At 54.5% G+C, this 20,177-nt stretch carries 21 protein-coding genes; 13 read left to right on the top strand and 8 right to left on the bottom strand.

Annotated elements, in window-relative coordinates:
- Positions 1-5 precede the first annotated feature (5 nt).
- Positions 6-1,226: a trans-sulfuration enzyme family protein gene (locus tag NNN71_RS17280; protein ID WP_271458991.1), complete on the top strand. Its 1,221-nt coding sequence runs from the start codon at positions 6-8 to the stop codon at positions 1,224-1,226.
- Positions 1,227-1,243: 17 nt separating this feature from the next.
- On the opposite strand, the gene NNN71_RS17275 is transcribed toward NNN71_RS17280, so the two are convergent.
- From NNN71_RS17275 to folX, 3 genes are all read right to left on the bottom strand, one after another.
- Positions 1,244-1,750: a GNAT family N-acetyltransferase gene (locus tag NNN71_RS17275; protein WP_163448738.1), complete on the bottom strand. Its 507-nt coding sequence runs from the start codon at positions 1,748-1,750 to the stop codon at positions 1,244-1,246.
- Positions 1,751-1,869: 119 nt separating this feature from the next.
- Positions 1,870-2,763, bottom strand: a complete 894-nt coding sequence (locus NNN71_RS17270) for a TIGR01777 family oxidoreductase (RefSeq protein WP_271458990.1) — start codon at positions 2,761-2,763, stop codon at positions 1,870-1,872.
- Between the two features lie 21 nt (positions 2,764-2,784).
- Positions 2,785-3,147 carry a dihydroneopterin triphosphate 2'-epimerase gene (gene folX / locus NNN71_RS17265; protein ID WP_163448736.1) on the bottom strand — a complete coding sequence of 121 codons (363 nt, stop codon included), beginning with the start codon at positions 3,145-3,147 and terminating at the stop codon, positions 2,785-2,787.
- Between the two features lie 216 nt (positions 3,148-3,363).
- Between folX and yfcF the strand changes: the two genes are divergently transcribed.
- Genes yfcF through yfcD form a run of 3 tightly spaced genes read left to right on the top strand, consistent with a single transcriptional unit; the run spans position 3,364 to position 5,219 of the window.
- On the top strand, positions 3,364-4,008 hold the full coding sequence (gene yfcF, locus NNN71_RS17260) for a glutathione transferase (RefSeq protein ID WP_167575340.1): 645 nt from the start codon (positions 3,364-3,366) through the stop codon (positions 4,006-4,008).
- A 56-nt stretch (positions 4,009-4,064) separates the two neighbouring features.
- Positions 4,065-4,616, top strand: a complete 552-nt coding sequence (yfcE, locus tag NNN71_RS17255) for a phosphodiesterase (protein WP_249022966.1) — start codon at positions 4,065-4,067, stop codon at positions 4,614-4,616.
- A gap of 57 nt (positions 4,617-4,673) precedes the next feature.
- Positions 4,674-5,219 (top strand): NUDIX hydrolase YfcD, encoded by a 546-nt coding sequence (yfcD, locus tag NNN71_RS17250; protein ID WP_163448733.1) that lies wholly within the window; start codon positions 4,674-4,676, stop codon positions 5,217-5,219.
- A 3-nt stretch (positions 5,220-5,222) separates the two neighbouring features.
- Here yfcD and NNN71_RS17245 read toward each other — a convergent pair whose 3' ends face one another.
- The gene (locus NNN71_RS17245) at positions 5,223-6,242 is read right to left on the bottom strand and encodes a LacI family DNA-binding transcriptional regulator (RefSeq protein ID WP_249022967.1); all 1,020 of its coding nucleotides are present in this window, start codon (positions 6,240-6,242) and stop codon (positions 5,223-5,225) included.
- 236 nt (positions 6,243-6,478) lie between these two features.
- Between NNN71_RS17245 and NNN71_RS17240 the strand changes: the two genes are divergently transcribed.
- The 5 genes from NNN71_RS17240 to NNN71_RS17220 all read left to right on the top strand — a co-directional run bounded on the left by NNN71_RS17240 (position 6,479) and on the right by NNN71_RS17220 (position 10,457).
- Entirely contained in the window at positions 6,479-6,922 is a 444-nt protein-coding gene (locus tag NNN71_RS17240; protein WP_167575341.1) for a PTS sugar transporter subunit IIA, read from the top strand.
- A gap of 77 nt (positions 6,923-6,999) precedes the next feature.
- Positions 7,000-7,272, top strand: a complete 273-nt coding sequence (locus NNN71_RS17235; RefSeq protein ID WP_041146575.1) for a PTS sugar transporter subunit IIB — start codon at positions 7,000-7,002, stop codon at positions 7,270-7,272.
- Positions 7,273-7,292: 20 nt separating this feature from the next.
- Entirely contained in the window at positions 7,293-8,684 is a 1,392-nt protein-coding gene (locus NNN71_RS17230; protein WP_163448730.1) for a PTS ascorbate transporter subunit IIC, read from the top strand.
- Positions 8,681-9,511 (top strand): transketolase, encoded by an 831-nt coding sequence (locus tag NNN71_RS17225; protein WP_167575343.1) that lies wholly within the window; start codon positions 8,681-8,683, stop codon positions 9,509-9,511. Before NNN71_RS17230 ends, NNN71_RS17225 begins: the two co-directional genes overlap by 4 nt.
- Positions 9,504-10,457, top strand: coding sequence for a transketolase family protein (locus tag NNN71_RS17220; protein ID WP_064543855.1), 954 nt, complete (start codon positions 9,504-9,506; stop codon positions 10,455-10,457). Before NNN71_RS17225 ends, NNN71_RS17220 begins: the two co-directional genes overlap by 8 nt.
- A gap of 47 nt (positions 10,458-10,504) precedes the next feature.
- Here NNN71_RS17220 and pta read toward each other — a convergent pair whose 3' ends face one another.
- Together pta and ackA are read right to left on the bottom strand one after the other, a co-directional pair.
- On the bottom strand, positions 10,505-12,649 hold the full coding sequence (pta, locus tag NNN71_RS17215) for a phosphate acetyltransferase (protein WP_064543867.1): 2,145 nt from the start codon (positions 12,647-12,649) through the stop codon (positions 10,505-10,507).
- A gap of 76 nt (positions 12,650-12,725) precedes the next feature.
- Positions 12,726-13,928, bottom strand: coding sequence for an acetate kinase (gene ackA / locus NNN71_RS17210; protein ID WP_163448726.1), 1,203 nt, complete (start codon positions 13,926-13,928; stop codon positions 12,726-12,728).
- Positions 13,929-14,265: 337 nt separating this feature from the next.
- Here ackA and yfbV point away from each other — a divergent pair, with 337 nt between their 5' ends.
- The 4 genes from yfbV (at position 14,266) to NNN71_RS17190 (ending at position 17,905) form a co-directional block, all read left to right on the top strand.
- Entirely contained in the window at positions 14,266-14,721 is a 456-nt protein-coding gene (yfbV, locus tag NNN71_RS17205) for a terminus macrodomain insulation protein YfbV (protein ID WP_064543871.1), read from the top strand.
- A gap of 83 nt (positions 14,722-14,804) precedes the next feature.
- Positions 14,805-15,299, top strand: coding sequence for a YfbU family protein (locus NNN71_RS17200; RefSeq protein ID WP_035892491.1), 495 nt, complete (start codon positions 14,805-14,807; stop codon positions 15,297-15,299).
- Between the two features lie 11 nt (positions 15,300-15,310).
- Positions 15,311-15,970: a sugar phosphatase gene (locus NNN71_RS17195; protein WP_163448724.1), complete on the top strand. Its 660-nt coding sequence runs from the start codon at positions 15,311-15,313 to the stop codon at positions 15,968-15,970.
- 102 nt (positions 15,971-16,072) lie between these two features.
- Positions 16,073-17,905 carry an SLC13 family permease gene (locus tag NNN71_RS17190; RefSeq protein WP_223803051.1) on the top strand — a complete coding sequence of 611 codons (1,833 nt, stop codon included), beginning with the start codon at positions 16,073-16,075 and terminating at the stop codon, positions 17,903-17,905.
- A gap of 73 nt (positions 17,906-17,978) precedes the next feature.
- Here NNN71_RS17190 and yfbR read toward each other — a convergent pair whose 3' ends face one another.
- Complete coding sequence (yfbR, locus tag NNN71_RS17185) at positions 17,979-18,578, bottom strand: 5'-deoxynucleotidase (RefSeq protein ID WP_163448722.1); 600 nt, start codon at positions 18,576-18,578, stop codon at positions 17,979-17,981.
- Positions 18,579-18,666: 88 nt separating this feature from the next.
- The gene (alaA, locus tag NNN71_RS17180; protein WP_064543877.1) at positions 18,667-19,884 is read right to left on the bottom strand and encodes an alanine transaminase AlaA; all 1,218 of its coding nucleotides are present in this window, start codon (positions 19,882-19,884) and stop codon (positions 18,667-18,669) included.
- Positions 19,885-20,177 lie beyond the last annotated feature (293 nt).

The following is a 20,177-nucleotide window of genomic DNA, read 5'->3' as shown; positions in this document are numbered from 1 at the left end:
ATATAATGGCTAGCTATGAAAATATGTTAATGAATAACGGCGCTGTGTTGGAAAGCGATTATCTTGCCTGCTCTGGCATGGACGAACCGCATGAAGCTTATTTTGGCGCAGTGGCGCCGCCAATTATACAGACCAGCCTGTTTGCGCAAAAAGATTATCAACAATATTGCGATGATATGCTGCAGGAGACGCGGCGTTATATATACAGCCGCGGTCTGAACCCAACGGTTCGCATGGCCGAAGAGAAGCTGGCGCGTCTGGAAGGCGGGGAAGAGGCGCGATGCTTTGCATCGGGAATGGGCGCGATTGGCGCGGTGATGATCGGTTACCTGAATCGCGGCGATCATATTCTTCTGGTCAATCAAGTCTATGGCCCAGCCGTTGAACTGGTTAAGTCGCTGGCGCAAAAATATGATGTGGAATACGATATTATTCCCGACGGCGATCTGCTGGATATTGCGTGTAAAATAAAACCTAATACGCGAATGATTTATACGGAATCCCCCGGTTCGATGACCATGAGAGTTGTCGATTTGCGGGCGATTGCCGAACTGGCTGCGCGGCATAATATTATTACCGCCATTGATAATACGTGGCCGACGCCGCTCTTCCAGAAACCACTCAGCCTCGGTTTTGATATTGTTATTCATTCTTGTACTAAATATATTGCCGGGCATAGCGATATTCTGGCTGGTGTGGTGATTACCCGGTCTTCGCTGATGGGGCCGATTCGTGATTTTTCGCATCAGCTATTAGGGGCTGTGCTGGCACCGTTCAGCGCGTGGCTGTTATTGCGCGGCTTACGTACGCTGCCGGTACGAATGCAGGCGCATCAGCATAATGCCATCAAGGTGATTGATTGGTTGCGGCGCCGCGACGATGTCGAAAATATTCGCCACCCCTATCTGGCGTCGACGGCGGAAAAAGAGATTATCCAACGCCAGATGAGCGGTTTCTCAGGGCTGTTCAGCTTTGAACTGAAAAACGCCGATTTTGAGAAGGTGAAAGGTTTTATTGATGCCTGCCGGGTGTTTAAAATTGGTCCTAGCTGGGGGGGCTATGAGAGTCTGATTATTTCGCCTAACCGCGGTTACAATCAGGCGGCGCTCGATGAATCGGGCGTCTCCCGGGGGTTGATTCGTCTTTCTGTCGGCCAGGAACCGGCGGAGGTGCTGATCAACGATCTTGAGGCGGCCTTCCAGGCTAGCGGTGCGGCGTCGCGTTAAACGGGGTACAGGCCCGGTTAACGGGCCTGTTTTTCCAGTCGATACACCCAGTCATCATAGTACTGACCATTCAACAGATACGCCTTTTCCAGCACCTGCGTGCGGGTGAAACCCTGTTTTTCCAACAGATGCGCCGAATGCTGATTATCACCCAGCACCCAGGCATTAATCGCCCCCAACGAAAGCTGTTGAAAGCCGAAGTCGCAAATGGCCGCCAGCGCTTCGCTGGCATAGCCCTTACCCTGCGCAGTCGGCAACAGCGCGTAACCGACGTCCGCTTCATGCGGGTTTCTGCTGCTGATACGCAGACCGATATCGCCTAGTGGCGTGCCCTGCGCATCGCGGATAACGAAAATACCCGCTTCCCGGCAGCGTTGTTTAAATATCGTATGTATCGCCGCTTCATCCAGCACTTCGCCCATAAAACGCATCACCTCGCGGTTTTGTCGCAGTTGTAAAAAGAAGGGCCAGTCGTGCTCATTGAAGGGGGAAAGCTGTAGCCGTGGAGTGGTGATTGAGACCATAAAGATTGCCGTAACGAAGAGCCAAAACACATACCTTAGCATCAAAGCCGAGTTGCAAACCAATATGTTAGTTTGGCCGGTGATAGCCGAGCCCTATCACCGGATAGACATAGGTGGCGCTAGCGCAGAATATTGGCCAGCGCTTCATCCAGATCGTACCAGCGGAAGGTAAACCCAGCCGCTTCCAGCCGTTTGGGTAGCGCGCGCTGGCCGCCGAGTACCAGCACGGACGATTCTCCCATCAGCAGGCGGATGGCGGTGGCAGGAACGCGCAGAAAAGCCGGACGGTTTAAGGCCTGACCCAACGCGTGGGAAAACTGTTCGTTACGGACCGGGTAGGGGGAGACCATATTAAACGGCCCGCGCAGATCGTTATTCAGCAGCCACAGGATGCCGTTGACCATATCGTCGATATGAATCCACGCCAGGTACTGCCTGCCGTTGCCGATGGGGCCGCCGAGGCCCAGCTTAAATGGCGGCACCATTTTGCCGAGGATCCCTCCGTCGCGGGCCAGCACCACGCCGGTACGCAGCAGACAGACGCGGGTGCGGTCGCTCTGCGCGGAGCTGGCGATTTGCTCCCAGCGGGCGCACAGCTTGTGGGTAAATTCGTTATGCGGCGGCTCTTCTTCCGTGACCACGACCTCACCCAGGTCGCCATAGTAACCGGTAGCCGAGCCGGAAATCAGCACGGCAGGCGGCGTCTCGCTCGCCTGAATGAGTTCGCTGATACGCTGGGTGATTGCCCAGCGGCTGTCACACAGTTTCTGCTTTTGCGCGTGGGTCCAGCGCTTGTCGGCGATGGGTTCACCGGCCAGGTTAACGACCGCGTCGACACCGTCAAGGGTGGACACATTCTGCAGGCCTGGCCAAATCTCGACGCGCGCGTCGAGCATCTGTCGGGCTTTTTCCGGAGAACGGGTCACGACGCACACCGTATGGCCCAGCGTCAGCAAGCGCGAAACTAAATGGCGGCCTATCAGCCCAGTGCCGCCGGTAAGCAGAACTCTCATATGACCTCCCGCAGGGGGCGCTTAGCGTTGCCAGCTTAGGGTGATGGACACCGAGTCGGCATAACGCAGCGCGTGAAGTTTATCGACCTCCACTTCAGCATAAGTGACCCAGTGATGTTCGCGTGCGATATCGAGCACATCTTGAGTTAATTTTTCCAGCAAAGAGAAACGGTTACTTTCTACGTGGCGAATAATATTTTTGGTGATGGTGCGGTAGTTCAGCGCGTCGTTGATATCTTCGCTGCTGCGTGATTTCTCTGCTGGATAGCGAATTTGTAGATTGATGACGATGTCCTGACGATTCGCGATCTCCTCTTCTTTGATGCCGATAAAGGTGCGCAGGCGCAGGTTTTTGATGCGGATGACGGCGTCAGACTGAGACATTGCAGGTGTTCTCCTTATTTATTGTTGTCCACTTCATCATACACGAAAGCGCCTGTCACGCGGCAAGCTCTGACGTAGGGATTGCTGATTGCAAAATACTCATGTTGAGGGCAAGTGACATCCGTATAAAGACAAGCTATGTTGGCAATCAGTTGTCATGGACGCCGGTTCGCGCCTGTATCGTTCGCATTTCGTCTGCCCACCGTTGAGGAAACTATGAGCCAGCCCACTCTTACGCTTTGGTCCGATTCTGATTTCTTTTCGCCTTATGTGATGTCCGTTTATGTTGCCCTACAGGAGAAAGGACTGCCGTTTACCCTGAAAACTGTCAATCTCGACCAGGGGGAACATCTGCAGGCTGGCTGGCGCGGCTATGCGGCGACCCGTCGCGTTCCCTTGCTCGAAGTCGATGATTTTGCACTCAGTGAATCCTCCGCGATCACGGAATACCTTGATGAGCGTTTTGCACCGCCAGAGTGGGAGCGGTTGTATCCGCACGACCAGCAAAAACGCGCGCTTACCCGACAGATTCAGGCGTGGTTGCGCAGCGACCTGATGCCTATCCGCGAAGAGCGGCCGACGTCGGTTATCTTTGCTGGCGAGAAAAAAGCGCCGCTGACGGAGGCAGGACGCAAAAGCGCGGCTAAACTGTTTGACACCGCCAGTGCGCTGCTGGCTCACGGTCGACCCAACCTGTTTGGCGAGTGGTGTCTGGCGGATACCGACCTGGCGCTGATGCTTAACCGGCTGGTATTCAACGGAGACGATGTGCCGGAACAGCTTGCAGACTATGCGGCCTTCCAATGGCAGCGCGCCTCGGTGCAACGTTATGTGGCGCTTTCGGCAAAACGCGCAGGCTGAAAAAGTCGATGTAATCCATTATGATATTGGGGTTTATCATTGTGGGGATTTGATTAATGAAGCTGATGTTTGCATCGGATATTCATGGCTCGTTACCGGCTGCCGAACGGGTGCTGGCGCTGTTTGCCGAGAGCGGCGCACGCTGGCTGGTGATTCTGGGGGATGTTCTTAACCATGGGCCGCGTAACGCACTGCCGGAGGGCTATGCCCCGGCCCTGGTGGCAGAACGCCTCAATAGCGTTGCCGAGCGTATTATCGCCGTGCGCGGCAACTGCGATAGCGAAGTTGACCAGATGCTATTGCACTTTCCCATTACCGCGCCGTGGCAGCAGGTGCTCACCGAACATCAGCGGCTGTTTTTGACCCACGGGCATCTTTATGGTCCGGCGAATCTTCCGCCATTGGCCGCGAATGATGTGTTGGTTTACGGACATACGCACCTTCCGGTGGCAGAAAAACGCGATGAGATATTCTTATTTAACCCCGGTTCAGTTAGCATTCCTAAGGGCGGTTTTGCTGCCAGCTATGGGCTGCTTGACGGGCATAAACTGCAAGTTTTAGCACTCAATGATCAACAGGTTATTGCAGAGGTTGCTATTAACCCGTAAGTTACCCATCAATCACAAAACGCGCCGTAAAGAGCGCTTTCAAGGTAAGGTTTTCGGATGGTCGAGCAGAATCATTTGGCAAGCACGGAATGGGTCGATATTGTCAGCGAAGACAATGAGGTCATCGCGCAAGCGAGCCGTGAACAGATGCGCGCGCAGTGCCTGCGTCACCGGGCAACCTATATCGTCGTGCACGACGGCATGGGCAAAATCCTGGTGCAACGCCGCACCGAAACGAAAGACTACCAGCCGGGTATGCTGGACGCCACCGCTGGGGGTGTCGTTCAGGCAGATGAGCCGCTGCTGGAGTCCGCTCGCCGCGAGGCGGAAGAGGAACTGGGCATTGCTGGCGTGCCATTCGCCGACCACGGGCAATTCTATTTTGAAGATAAACACTGCCGTGTTTGGGGAAGCCTGTTCAGCTGCGTTTCGCACGGGCCGTTTGCCTTGCAGGAAGAAGAGGTGAGCGAAGTGTGCTGGATGACGCCGGAAGAAATTACTGCCCGCTGTGATGAATTTACCGATGACTCGCTGAAGGCGCTGGCGCTGTGGATGACGCGAAACGCCAACAACGAAGTCCACGTCGAGGAAGAAGCCGAGTAATCGCTAGCAGCTATCCCTCATGCATAAACTGGAGACGATGGTTTTCCTGTCGCTCCAGTCTCCCTCGTTAAGGCGTTCCAGAAGCGCGCGTCCGGCCTCCAGACCAATTTTATGATGCGGTACAGCCATGGTTGTCAACGGTGGTTGACATACCCGGCTAACGTCGCTGTCACCAAAGCCGACGACGGCTAAATCATCCGGCACTTTAATCCGCCGACGTTGGCATTCATAGAGCACCCCACAGGCAAGCTCATCGGAAACACAGACCAGCGCATCCAGCTCCGGCCATGCCAGAATAAACTCGGGAAGCTGAGAAGCGCCCGTGGAAAAGTTAGCGGGCAGGGCCGCGTTAATCACTCGGGTGGGCGACATATGGTGGCGCAACATCGCTTTATACCAACCATGTAAATGCTGCTGGAAAATCCACTGTTCCTGGTTGGCGCACAGTAAACCAATATTCTGATATCCGCGATGGATAAGCATTTCAGTCAGCTCGAACATGGCGGCTACGTTATCAATCCCAATATTCATATCGAGAGGATCGGTCCGCATTGCACCGATTTCCATGACCGGAATCGAGGCGTTCTTTAACCAGTGACGAACGGTGTCGCTATGTTCAACGCTAAGCAGTATGGCGGCAGCGATATTTGAGGCCAGCAGCGTTTCCAGCAACTTTTCTTCCTGCTCAAGACGGTGTTGCGATTCTGCGAGCATGATTTGATAGCCTGCCGGCTGCAATATCTGCTGAAGCCCGGCAAACATGGCGGAACAGCCCGCCTCGGCAAGATTGGGCACCACCATGGCGATGGTTTTTGAAGAGGCGGATGCCAGCGCGCTGGCGGCGAGATTGGGCATATACCCGAGTTCTGCAACCGCCGCTTCGATTTTTTCTCGTAGCTTATCGGAGACCTGTTCCGGCGTGCGAAGCGCACGGGACACGGTCATGGTGCCGACGCCAGCTAACTGAGCAACATCGGCGATCGTCACCTTGCCGGTACTCCGTCGTTTTCGGGTAAGAGACATACATATTCCTGCTAAACAGACGTTTTTTATTATCATCCATTACTTCATCTGTCAGGGAGTATACGCCCTAACCGGGAAATTTTTCTGCGTTTTCATGTGATGATTGCGAAATGATAGCGCTATCACAAATCTGTGCGTTCTTGAATGATAGCGCTATCTTTGTGAGCGTCCTCTCAGATAACTGTTGTCTGGTTGCATAAAGTTTGCCCATCTTTTGCGAAAAGACGAGGGACAAAATGCTCAATACCTGGATCTCCGATGCCACTATTACGCTGCAACAGCGTGTCGAAGACTGGTCGCAGGCGTTGGATATCTGCGCCCGGCCGCTGCTGGAAGCGGGCGTGATTGAAAAAAAATACGTGGCGGCCATCGTGGAACAGCATCGTAAACTGGGGCCGTACTATGTGCTGGCGCCGGGTTTGGCTATGCCTCATGCGCGGCCAGAAGAAGGCGCCAACGGCTTAGGGTTGTCGCTGCTGAAATTGCAGCAGGGCGTATCATTTGGTTGTGAAGAATTCGATCCTGTGGACCTTGTTATTATGCTGGCGGCACCGGATAAGCATAGCCATATTGAAATGATCTCTGCGCTGGCGGAATTATTTTCCAGCGACGAAGATATGCATAAATTACATCAGGCAACCAGTCTCGAGGAGATTAAAACTATCATCGCACGTTTCTAATTTATTTATACAATCCGACTTATAGCACATTACGCGCCTGCGTGATGGGAATGCACTCTACCCAAAAGGTGACAATAATGAAAATTATGGCAATTTGCGGTTCTGGCCTGGGCAGTAGTTTTATGGTTGAGATGAATATTAAAAAAGTGCTTAAAAAGCTTGAAATAGAGGCTGAGGTGGAGCACTCGGATCTGTCATCGGCTACCCCGGGAGCGGCTGATTTATTCGTGATGGCCAAGGACATCGCCGCCAGCGCCAGCGTGCCGGAGAGTCAGCTGGTGGTCATTACTAACATCATCGATATTAACGAACTCGAAGCGCAGCTGCGCGCCTGGTTTGCCAAACAATAATTCTTTATAGCGAGGCGGATATGTTTATCCTTGAAACGCTGAATTTTGTTGTTGATATACTCAAAGTGCCTTCGGTGTTGGTCGGGCTAATTGCGCTAATTGGCCTGGTGGCACAAAAGAAATCTTTTTCCGATGTTGTGAAGGGAACGATTAAAACTATCCTGGGGTTTATTGTCCTGGGCGGTGGGGCGACAGTATTAGTTGGCTCATTGAATCCACTGGGAGGAATGTTTGAACACGCCTTTAATATACAAGGCATTATTCCGAATAATGAGGCGATTGTTTCTATTGCGCTTGAGAAGTACGGCGCGTCAACGGCGTTAATTATGGCATTTGGTATGGTCGCGAATATTCTGGTCGCCCGTTTTACGCGCCTGAAATATATCTTCCTGACCGGCCATCACACCTTCTATATGGCCTGCATGATCGGCGTAATCCTGACAGTTGCGGGTTTCGACGGTATCGGACTGGTCTTTACCGGCTCGCTGATCCTCGGCCTGGTCATGGCATTCTTCCCGGCGCTGGCACAGCGTTATATGAAGCGTATTACCGGCACCGATGACATCGCCTTCGGCCACTTCGGTACGTTGGGCTATGTGCTTTCGGGCTGGATCGGCAGCGTCTGTGGTAAAGGGTCGCGTTCGACCGAAGAGATGAACCTGCCGAAGAACCTGAGTTTTCTGCGTGACAGCTCTATCTCCATTTCACTGACCATGATGATTATCTACCTGATCATGGCGGTCAGCGCAGGGCGTGAATATGTTGAAAGCACCTTCAGCGGCGGTCAGAACTATCTCGTCTACGCCATCATTATGGCGATCACCTTTGCTGCCGGTGTATTCATCATCCTGCAAGGGGTGCGCCTGATTCTGGCTGAGATCGTACCGGCGTTTACCGGTTTCTCGGAAAAGCTGGTGCCGCACGCACGCCCGGCGCTGGACTGCCCGGTGGTGTATCCCTACGCCCCTAACGCGGTGTTAATTGGTTTCTTGTTCAGCTTCCTGGGTGGACTCGTTGGGCTGTTCCTGTGTGGGCAGTTTAAGTGGGTGCTGATTTTACCCGGCGTGGTGCCGCACTTCTTTACCGGCGCGACGGCCGGCGTGTTTGGCAATGCCACTGGTGGCCGACGCGGCGCGATGATTGGCGCGTTTGCTAACGGTCTGCTGATCACCTTCCTGCCTGTGCTGCTCTTGCCAGTACTGGGGGCGATTGGTTTTGCCAATACGACCTTCTCGGATGCTGATTTTGGCGTCGTCGGTATTGTGCTGGGGAACCTGGCCCGCTATCTGTCGCCGTTTGCTATTACGGGCCTGGTCGTCGCCTTGTTTGCAGCGCTGGTGGCGTACAACGTTTTTGCGAAAAAGAAATCTGTGGGCGGCAGCGCGCAGGAGAACAACGGGGCTAAATCATGAATGTGAAAGAAGTGAGCGCACTGGCGCGTGAGATTCGCGTGGAAACCCTGAAATCGCTGACCAATCTGGGGTTCGGCCATTACGGCGGTAGCATGTCGGTGGTGGAAACGCTGGCCGTGCTGTACGGCGCGGTAATGAAAATTGACCCGGCAGACCCGGACTGGCCAGAACGGGACTATTTTGTGCTGTCGAAAGGGCACGCCGGCCCGGCGCTGTACAGTACGCTGGCGATTAAGGGATATTTCCCGATTGAGGAGCTGAGTACGCTGAACCAAAACGGAACGCGGCTCCCGAGTCATCCGGACAGGCTCAAAACGCGCGGCGTGGATGCGACGACGGGGTCGTTGGGGCAGGGGATTTCCATCGCTGCGGGGATGGCACTCTCGCATCAACTGGCGGGGCGCGCGAATCGTGTTTTCTGCATCGTGGGGGATGGCGAACTGAATGAGGGGCAGTGCTGGGAGGCGTTCCAGTTTATTGCCCATCATCGTCTGAATAACCTGACCGTCTTTGTCGACTGGAACAAGCTGCAGCTTGACGGCAAGCTGGATGACATTATCTGTCCTTTCAACCTTGACGAAAAATTCCGCGCCTTTGGTTTTGACGTGGTGACCGTGAAAGGCGATGACATCCCAGGACTGCTGGCGGCGGTACAGCCGGTGCCGCCTGTTGATGCTCGCCCACGGGTGGTGATCCTCGATAGCGTCAAAGGCCAGGGGGTGCCCTATCTCGAGAATCTCGCCAATAACCATCATTTACGCCTGACGGATGAGATGAAAGAGACGATAAACGAGAGCATTCGCCAACTGGAGACTGAACATGATTAAGGTTGCCCCTGCAGGACAAAAAGACGCTCTGGAAATGCGTAAAGTATACGCCGGATTTGTTGCCCAGCAGATTGCCGAAGGCAGCCCGATCATCGCGCTGGAAGCTGACCTGATGAGCTCTATGGCGATGGACAGCGTTGCCCGCGAGTATCCGCAACATGTGATCAACTGCGGCATTATGGAAGCGAACGTGATTGGCACCGCCGCCGGGCTATCGCTCACCGGACGTAAGCCGTTTGTGCATACGTTTACCGCGTTTGCCAGCCGCCGCTGCTTTGACCAACTGTTTATGTCGCTGGATTATCAGCGCAATAACGTCAAGGTGATTGCCTCTGACGCGGGAGTGACCGCCTGTCATAACGGCGGTACGCATATGTCTTTTGAGGATATGGGGATTGTCCGCGGTCTGGCGCATTCGGTGGTGCTGGAAGTCACCGATGCGGTGATGTTTGAAGATATTCTGCGTCAGCTCATCAACCTCGACGGTTTTTACTGGCTGCGTACCATCCGCAAGCAGGCGCCGAGCGTGTATGCGCCAGGGTCAACCTTTACCATCGGCAAGGGCAACGTGCTGCGCGAAGGTAGTGATATTACGCTGATTGCCAACGGTATTATGGTGACAGAGGCGCTGGAAGCGGCACGCCAGCTTGAGCAGCTTGGGGTCAGCGCGGCGGTGATAGACATGTTTACCCTCAAGCCTATCGACAAAATGCTGGTGAAAAACTATGCGGAAAAAACCGGGCGTATCGTGACCTGTGAAAACCACAGCATCCATAACGGCCTGGGGTCAGCGGTGGCGGAAGTGCTTGTCGAAACGTGTCCCGTACCGATGCGGCGGGTGGGGGTAAAAGAACGCTATGGTCAGGTGGGAACGCAGGACTTTTTACAGAAAGAATATGGCCTGACTGCGCATGATATTGTGTCGGCCGCGCGAGAGCTACTGTAAATAAAAAGGCGACCTGTTGGTCGCCTTTTTCATGCCATCAGCATGAATTACTGCTGCTGTGAAGACTGGATCGCGGTCAGAGCGATAGTGTAGACGATATCGTCTACCAGCGCGCCACGAGACAGGTCGTTCACCGGCTTGCGCATACCCTGCAGCATCGGCCCGATGGAGATCAGGTCGGCAGAACGCTGTACCGCTTTGTAGGTGGTGTTACCGGTGTTCAGATCCGGGAAGATGAACACGGTAGCGCGACCTGCAACCGGAGAGTTCGGTGCTTTGGATTTTGCTACGTCAGCCATAACAGCGGCGTCGTACTGCAGCGGGCCGTCGATCATCAGGTCAGGACGTTTTTCCTGTGCCAGACGAGTTGCTTCGCGAACTTTCTCTACGTCGCTACCTGCACCAGAGGTGCCGGTGGAGTAGGAGAGCATTGCAACGCGCGGTTCGATACCGAAAGCAATGGCGGATTCAGCGGACTGAATCGCAATTTCTGCCAGCTGTTCTGCCGTCGGATCCGGGTTGATCGCGCAGTCGCCGTAAACGTAAACCTGTTCAGGCAGCAGCATGAAGAACACGGAAGACACCAGAGAGCTACCCGGCGCAGTTTTGATCAGCTGCAGCGGCGGACGAATGGTGTTCGCTGTGGTGTGAACCGCACCGGAAACCAGGCCGTCTACGTCGTCCTGTTCCAGCATCAGGGTACCGAGAACCACGTTGTCTTCCAGCTGTTCGCGGGCAACGGTTTCGGTCATGCCTTTGTTCTTACGCAGTTCGACCAGGCGAGCCACGTAGCTTTCGCGAACCACATCCGGATCAACGATTTCAACGCCAGCGCCCAGTTCAACACCCTGAGAGGCCGCAACGCGGTTGATTTCGTCCGGGTTACCCAGCAGGACGCAGGTTGCGATGCCGCGTTCCGCACAGATAGCGGCCGCTTTAACGGTACGCGGTTCGTCGCCTTCCGGCAGAACAACGCGTTTGCCCGCTTTACGCGCCAGCTCGGTCAGCTGGTAGCGGAATGCCGGCGGAGACAGGCGACGGCTGTGTTCAGAGGTCGCAGTCAGGGAATCAATCCATTCCGGGTTGATAAAGTTGGCAACGTATTCCTGAACTTTCTCGATACGCTCGCGGTCATCAACCGGAACTTCCAGGTTGAAGCTCTGCAGGCTCAGAGAGGTCTGCCAGGTGTTGGTGTTCACCATGAATACCGGCAGGCCGGTAGCGAATGCACGCTCACACAGCTTGCTGATGCGCGGATCCATGTCGTAGCCGCCGGTCAGCAGCAGGGCACCGATTTCCACGCCGTTCATCGCGGCCAGGCAGGCTGCAACCAGCACGTCCGGACGGTCTGCGGAGGTTACCAGCAGGGAACCTGCACGGAAGTGCTCCAGCATGTGCGGGATGCTACGCGCACAGAAGGTTACGGACTTCACGCGGCGGGTGTTGATATCGCCTTCGTTGATCACGGTGGCGTTCAGGTGACGCGCCATATCGATCGCGCGAGTGGCGATCAGATCGAAGCTCCACGGTACCGCGCCCAGTACAGGCAGCGTGCTGTGGCCCTTCAGCTGTTCAGCGTCGATTTTCACGACCTGCGCTTTGGATGAGTCGTCGAAGATCTCAGACAGATCCGGGCGAGTACGGCCCTGTTCATCAACCGGTGCGTTCAGTTTGTTCACGATAACGCCGGTGATGTTGGTGTTTTTCGCGCCGCCGAAGCTGTTGCGAGTCAGTTCAATACGCTCGTTCAGCTGTTCCGGAGTGTCGGTACCCTGAGACATGACGAAGACGATTTCCGCGTTCAGCGTTTTCGCGATTTCGTAGTTCAGAGACTGAGCGAACTGGTGTTTACGGGTTGGGACCAGGCCTTCAACCAGCACCACTTCTGCATCTTTGCTGTTCGCGTGGTAGTTGGCAATGATCTCTTCCATCAGCACATCTTTCTGATTGCTGGAGAGCAGCGTTTCTACATGGCTCATCTTCAGCGGTTCAGCCGCTGTCGTTGTTGATGAGTTTGCGCGAACGATAGTGGTAGTCTGGTCAGGCGCATCACCACCGGAACGTGGTTGAGCGATAGGCTTAAAGACGCTCAGACGAACGCCTTTGCGTTCCATAGCACGGATCACGCCAAGGCTGACGCTGGTCAGGCCGACGCTGGTTCCGGTAGGGATCAGCATAATAGTACGGGACACGGTTTATCCTCTTTCGTTACCGCCAGTTTCGGGCGGGATACAAAACAGCACCGCCAGCTAGGCTGGCGGTGTGATATCAGGCAGTCAGACGGCTGGCGTCTTGTGCAATGACCAGTTCTTCGTTGGTCGGGATAACGATGGCAGGACGAGTGCCTTCTTTGTTGATGAAGCCAGACTTGCCGAAACGGGCAGCCAGGTTACGTTCGTGATCAACTTCGAAGCCCAGAACGCCCAGTTTGCCCAGGGACAGTTCACGCACCATTGCCGCGTTTTCACCAATACCACCGGTGAAGATAACCGCGTCCAGACGACCGTCCATCAGTGCAGTGTAAGCGCCGATGTATTTCGCCAGACGGTGGCAGTAAACGTCCATTGCACGTTTAGCGTCTTCTTTATCTTTGTAGTTGTCTTCTACATAACGGCAGTCGCTGGTCACTTCGGTCAGACCCAGCAGGCCGGACTCTTTGGTCAGCAGCTTGTTGATCTGGTCGATGCTCATGCCCAGGGTGTCATGCAGATGGAAAATGATAGCCGGGTCGATATCGCCAGAGCGAGTACCCATCACCAGACCTTCCAGCGGGGTCAGACCCATGGAGGTGTCTACGCACACGCCGTTACGGATAGCGGAAACGGAACCGCCGTTGCCGAGGTGGCAGGTGATGATGTTAACTTCTTCAACCGGTTTGTTCAGAACTTTCGCGGCTTCCTGAGTCACATAGAAGTGGCTGGTGCCGTGCGCGCCGTAGCGACGGATGCCGTGTTCTTTGTACAGGCTGTACGGCAGAGCATACAGGTAAGATTCTTCCGGCATGGTCTGGTGGAACGCGGTATCGAATACAGCAACGTTCTTGTCTTTCAGCTGCGGGAAGGATTTCAGCGCTTCGGCGATACCGATCAGGTGAGCCGGGTTGTGCAGCGGAGCGAAAGAGGCAGAGTCTTTGATGCCCTGGATAACGGATTCGTCGATCACAACGGAGCTGGTGTACTTCTCGCCGCCGTGTACGATACGGTGGCCGATCGCGGTCAGCTGAGCAGACAGTTCTGGTTTTTGTGCCAGAATTGTATTAACGATGAAGTTCAGCGCTTCACTGTGAGCGGCGCCTGCACCTAAAGCCGCTTCTTGTTTACCGCCGTCCATTTTCCACTTGATACGTGCTTCTGGAAGATGGAAACATTCGGCTAAACCAGAGAGGTATTCTTCACCATTAACTGCATCGATGATTGCAAATTTCAGTGAGGAGCTACCGCAGTTCAGAACCAGTACTAACTTACTCGACATGGAAGTACCTATTTATGATACGTGGCTAAAAAAACGTCAATGAGTCATTAAGCGTAGCGCAGGATGACACCGACATTTATGATTAACATCATGCCCGGAACACTTTTCAGGCATGATCTAAGAAATACATATTGATTCTAAGCCATTTTGCATAATTTTCAGCCAATGGCAGAATATGCGATAATTTGATGTGCCGGAGTGTATAGAATCAGGTTATCTCAGGCTGGCACAGGATACCCGATTGCCGGGGCTATGCCAAAATTTTTTGAACGATGTCATACCCAGTTGTTGTTTTGCAAAAATATTTTAATTTTTATACGAGAAGTTGAGGTTAGCCATGTCGACTCCCGAGCAACGCCCGGTCAGTTTTTTCAGTTTGTTTAGCCGGGGGCAGCACTATGCAAAGACGTGGCCGCTGGAAAAACGTCTTGCGCCGGTGTTTGTTGAGAATCGCGTGATTCGCGCGACGCGCCATGCGATACGCTTGATGCCGCCGCTGGCGATTTTTACGCTCTGCTGGCAAATCGCCCTGGGTGGTCAGCTTGGCCCCGCGGTGGCCACGGCGCTCTTTGCGCTGAGCCTGCCGATGCAAGGTCTGTGGTGGTTGGGTAAGCGTTCCGTCACGCCATTGCCGCCGTCAATCCTGCAGTGGTTCTATGAAGTGCGCGGCAAATTACAGGAAGCCGGGCAGGCGCTCGCGCCGGTCGAAGGAAAGCCGGATTACCAGGCGCTGGCTGACACGCTTAAGCGCGCCTTCAAACAACTGGATAAAACTTTCCTCGATGATTTGTAATTGATAGCGAAAAACGCATATAAAAGAAGACACAAACCTTGTGTCTTTTTTTTTATGCTGCAAAGCGCAACAGGAGTCGAAAAATGGAAATGACCCATGCTCAACGTCTGATTTTGTCCAATCAGTACAAAATGATGACTATGCTTGATCCCGACAACGCTGAGCGCTACCGCCGCCTGCAGACCATTATCGAACGTGGTTATGGTTTACAGATGCGTGAACTGGACCGTGAATTTGGCGAACTCAAAGAAGAGACCTGTCGTATCGTTATCGACATCATGGAGATGTACCACGCGCTGCACGTCTCCTGGACCAACCTGAAAGACGCCGACACCATTGATGAACGTCGTGTCACTTTCCTCGGCTTTGATGCGGCGACCGAAGCGCGTTTCCTGGGCTATGTCCGCTTTATGGTGAATGTAGAAGGCCGCTATACCCACTTTGATGCGGGGACTCACGGCTTCAACGCGCAGACCCCGATGTGGGACAAATACCAGCGCATGCTGAACGTTTGGCACGGGTGCCCGCGCCAGTATCATCTGAGCAGCAACGAAATTAATCAGATCATTAACGCCTGATGGAGGCCGCTGTGCAGTGCAAAGGTTTCCTGTTTGATTTAGACGGTACGCTGGTGGATTCACTGCCGGTGGTTGAGCGTTCCTGGCAGTTTTGGGCGGAAAGCTATGGCGTTGATCCGCAAGCGGTTCTGGACTTTATTCACGGCAAACAGGCGATCACCACGCTGCGTCATTTCATGCCGGATAAATCGGAGGCGGAAATTCAGGCCGAGTTTCTGCGGCTGGAACAGATAGAAGCGAACGATCTCGACGGTATTCGTGCGCTGCCTGGCGCGGTGGCGCTGCTCCAGCATCTTGATGCGCAAAGCGTTCCATGGGCCATCGTTACCTCTGGCTCCATTCCGGTCGCCCATGCGCGTCATCGCGCGGCGGGCCTGCCGATGCCTGCGGTGTTCGTCACCGCCGAGCAAGTCAAACGCGGAAAGCCGCAACCGGACGCCTATTTACTAGGGGCCGAACTGCTGGGTCTGCCGCCGCAGGACTGTCTGGTCGTCGAAGATGCGCTGGCGGGCGTACAGTCGGGGTTAGCGGCGGGCTGCCATGTCGCCGCCGTGAACGTACCGCCGGAGACGCCCGAGCTGCTGGAGGTCGACTTTGTCCTCTCGACGCTGGCGTCGCTGCGGGTTGAAAAACAGGCTGATGGCTGGGTCAACGTCTCGCAGAATGCATGATCTTATGATTTAGCCCCACATCGTTGGGGCTTTTTTCTGTCATTATAGTCAACGGCTTTTTACTTGAACAACTTACCGCTTATTTGATGACAAGGATGTGCTGTGAACGGTGAACTGATTTGGGTGCTGTGTCTGCTTGCGATTGCGGTGGTGCTTTTCGCCACCGGCAAGGTGCGCATGGATGCGATCGCGCTGGGCATCATTGTGGCCTTTGTGCTCAGCGGCACGCTGACCCTAAGCGAAGCTTTTTCTGGCTTCAGCGACCCTAACGTGATTTTGATTGCCGCGCTGTTTATTATCGGCGACGGCCTCGTGCGCACCGGTGTGGCGACCAACATGGGCTCCTGGCTGGTACAGGTGGCGGGAAACAGCGAAACCAAAATGCTGGTATTCCTGATGTTAACCGTCGCCGGGTTGGGGGCATTTATGAGCTCGACCGGTGTCGTCGCTATCTTTATCCCGGTGGTACTTAGCGTCTCGGCGCGCATGAATATTTCCCCTTCGCGTTTAATGATGCCGCTGAGCTTTGCCGGGCTTATCAGCGGTATGATGACGCTGGTGGCTACGCCGCCTAACCTGGTTATCAACAGTGAGCTTATTCGCGAGGGGCTTGAGGGTTTCAGCTTCTTTAGCGTCACGCCAATTGGTCTGGTGGTGCTGGTCTTCGGCATCCTCTATATGCTGGTCATGCGCTTTTTACTGAAGGGCGATGATGGCAGCCAGCCGCGAGATAGCCGTAAACGCAGTACCTTCCGCGATCTGATTAAAGAATATCACCTGACCGGCCGTGCCCGTCGTCTGGCGATTCGTCCCGGCTCGCCGATGATTGGTCAGCGTCTCGACGACATGAAGCTGCGCGAGCGCTATGGCGCCAACATTATCGGGGTGGAACGCTGGCGTCGTTTTCGCCGGGTGATTGTGAACGTTAACGGGGTATCTGAGTTTCGCGCGCGCGACGTGCTGCTGATTGATATGTCCGCCGCTGAAATCGACCTGCGTCAGTTCTGTAGCGAGCAGATGCTCGAGCCGATGGTGCTGCGCGGCGAGTATTTCTCCGATCAGGCGCTGGACGTCGGGATGGCGGAGGTGTCGCTGATTCCAGAGTCCGAGCTGATTGGTAAAACCATTCGTGAAATGGGCTTCCGTACCCGTTACGGTTTGAACGTTGTAGGGATGAAACGCGATGGCGAGGCGCTGGATGGCTCGGTCGTGGATGAGTCACTGCAGTTGGGCGACATTGTGCTGGTGGTCGGCAACTGGAAGCAGATAAGCCAGCTGGCGCAGAATGGCCGTGATTTCGTGGTCCTCAATCTGCCGGTTGAAGTGAGCGATGCATCGCCAGCGCACAGCCAGGCGCCGCACGCCATCTTTTGCCTGGTGTTGATGGTCGCGCTGATGCTCACCGATGAAATTCCTAACCCCATTGCCGCGATTATCGCCTGTCTGCTGATGGGCAAATTCCGCTGTATCGATGCCCAGAGCGCCTATAAATCTATTCACTGGCCGAGCATTATCCTGATCGTCGGGATGATGCCGTTCGCGTTAGCGCTGCAAAAAACCGGCGGTGTCGATCTGGTGGTAAAAGGGCTGATGGACGTCGGCGGCGGGCAGGGGCCTTATCTGATGCTGGGCTGCTTGTTCGTCATGTGCGCGGCGATTGGTTTGTTTATCTCTAATACGGCCACGGCGGTGCTGATGGCGCCGATTGCGCTGGCGACGGCAAAATCGATGGGAGTGTCGCCCTATCCGTTTGCGATGATCGTCGCGATGGCGGCCTCGGCGGCCTTTATGACGCCGGTGTCGTCACCGGTAAACACCCTGGTGCTGGGGCCCGGAAGATACAGCTTCAGCGACTTCGTCAAAATCGGCGTGCCGTTTACGGTGCTGGTGATGATCATCTGCGTGATACTGGTGCCGATTTTATTCCCGTTCTGATGAACGGGATAGGTAGGCCGGATGGCGACGTAAACGTCTTATCTGGCCTACAAACTCACCGTCGTCGGGGGGATTAAAGCGGCGAGTCCTGGCTTATTTCATCCAGTGAAAGATGAAAGCTGGGTACGAACACCGCCATAAAGTAATCCATCTCTTCGCTGCGCCGTGAGGCCAGCGTTTTCTCCAGACGACCTTTCGCCAGCAGGAATTCGTTGTTACCGGCTGATAGCTCTTCCAGGCACTTCAGGTAGGCGCACAGGGCGTCTGCCTGCTTCACAATCGCTTTCTCTTCTTCGCTGCTTTGATGTTCGTCGACAAGCGGCGCAAAAATATCGCGCAGTTCGTCCGGTACCATCTCAATGAGCTTCTGCTGGGCGATTTTTTCTATCGCCTTGTACTCCTGGGCAATCTGAGAGTTGAAATACTTGACCGGGGTCGGCAGATCGCCGGTCAGCACTTCGGAAGCGTCGTGATACATCGCCAGCAGTGCAATACGTTCGGCGTTGAGCTGGCCGTTAAACTTGCGGTTTTTAATGGCGGCGAGCGCGTGAGCGACCATCGCGACCTGAAGGCTGTGTTCAGAGACGTTCTCGGTGCGCACGTTGCGCATCAGCGGCCAGCGGTTAATTAACTTCAGGCGGGAGAGGTGGGCAAAAAAATGACTCTGATTCATAACAACCCTTACTCAGTAGCTTTTGTAAAGGCATTGTGCGCAGAGATGGCCGCCGGATGCAAATGCCGGCGGCCAATTCAGACGATGATTACAGCTGGTGATAGCCTGAGAGGAAGCGACCAAAACGGGTGATGGCCATTTCCAGATCGTCCTCACGCGGCAGGGTGACGATACGGACGTGATCCGGCCACGGCCAGTTAAAGGCAGTGCCCTGAACCAGCAGGACTTTTTCCTGTAACAGGAAGTCCAGCACCATGCGCTGATCGTCATGAATATTGAAGCGTTTCGCGTCGATTTTCGGGAACATATACAGCGCGCCCTGTGGCTTGACACAGGAAACCCCAGGGATCTCGTTAATCAGCTCCCACGCGCGGTTACGCTGTTCGTACAGACGTCCGCCCGGCGTAATAAATTCACTGATACTCTGATAGCCGCCCAGTGCGGTCTGAATCGCGTGCTGCGCCGGAACGTTGGCGCACAGGCGCATCGAGGCCAGCATTTCCAGCCCTTCAATGTAGCCTTTCGCGTGTTTCTTCGGCCCGTTGAGCACCATCCAGCCCTGACGGAAACCGGCCACACGATAGGTCTTGGATAAACCGTTGAAGGTCACGGTCAGCAGATCCGGCGCCAGGGCGGCAATCGAGTGATGCTGCGCCGCGTCATAGAGGATCTTGTCGTAGATTTCGTCGGCGAAGATGATCAGATTGTGCTCGCGGGCGATCTCCACGATCTCCATCAGCAGCTCTTTTGAGTATACCGCGCCGGTAGGGTTGTTCGGGTTGATGATCACGATGCCACGCGTGCGTGGGGTAATTTTCGCGCGGATATCGTCGAGGTCCGGGAACCAGCCGGCGGACTCATCGCACAGATAGTGCACCGCATTACCGCTGGATAATGACACTGCCGCTGTCCACAGCGGATAGTCCGGAGCCGGTACCAGCATTTCGTCGCCGCTATTGAGCAGCGCCTGCATGGCCTGCACGATAAGCTCGGAAACGCCGTTGCCAATGTAAATGTCTTCTACCGTGACGTCACGCATACCGCGCGCCTGGTAGTGCTGCATAATGGCCTTACGCGCGGAATAGAGACCTTTGGAGTCGCAATAACCCTGCGCCGTCGGCAGGTTGCGGATCACGTCGACCAGAATTTCATCCGGCGCGTCAAACCCGAAAGGCGCCGGGTTGCCGATATTCAGTTTAAGAACTTTGTTGCCTTCTTCTTCAAGGCGTTTGGCCTCTTTGAGTACCGGGCCGCGAATGTCGTAACAAACGTTATCTAATTTTCTGGATTTTTCGATGGGGGACATGAACCTTTGACCTTTTTAGCTGTTATTGCCACTCCCTGCCGTGGAAGTCAGCACCGAACAATGTACTCCCCATCCCCGCTGTTTTGAAGGGTTAGCAGTAGAAGATTTTGTTCATTTTTTGTCGTTGGAACATTGTTTTTTACTGGGGAATGACGGCTGTCTTTGTTTGATGTTTTGTTAATTTATTGTTTTGCAGTTCGATATGCCATCATTCCTCGATAAAGTGGTTTTTATGTCTAAGGAAAAAGAAATGGTTTAGCTTAGGTATCGTTGGCCAGGATATACTTTAAGCC

This window comes from Kluyvera sp. Awk 3 (assembly GCF_028069715.1).
GTDB lineage: Bacteria > Pseudomonadota > Gammaproteobacteria > Enterobacterales > Enterobacteriaceae > Kluyvera > Kluyvera georgiana_A.
The sequence above is the reverse complement of the archived record's forward strand: the minus strand, read 5'-3'. Positions and strand labels throughout refer to the sequence as shown.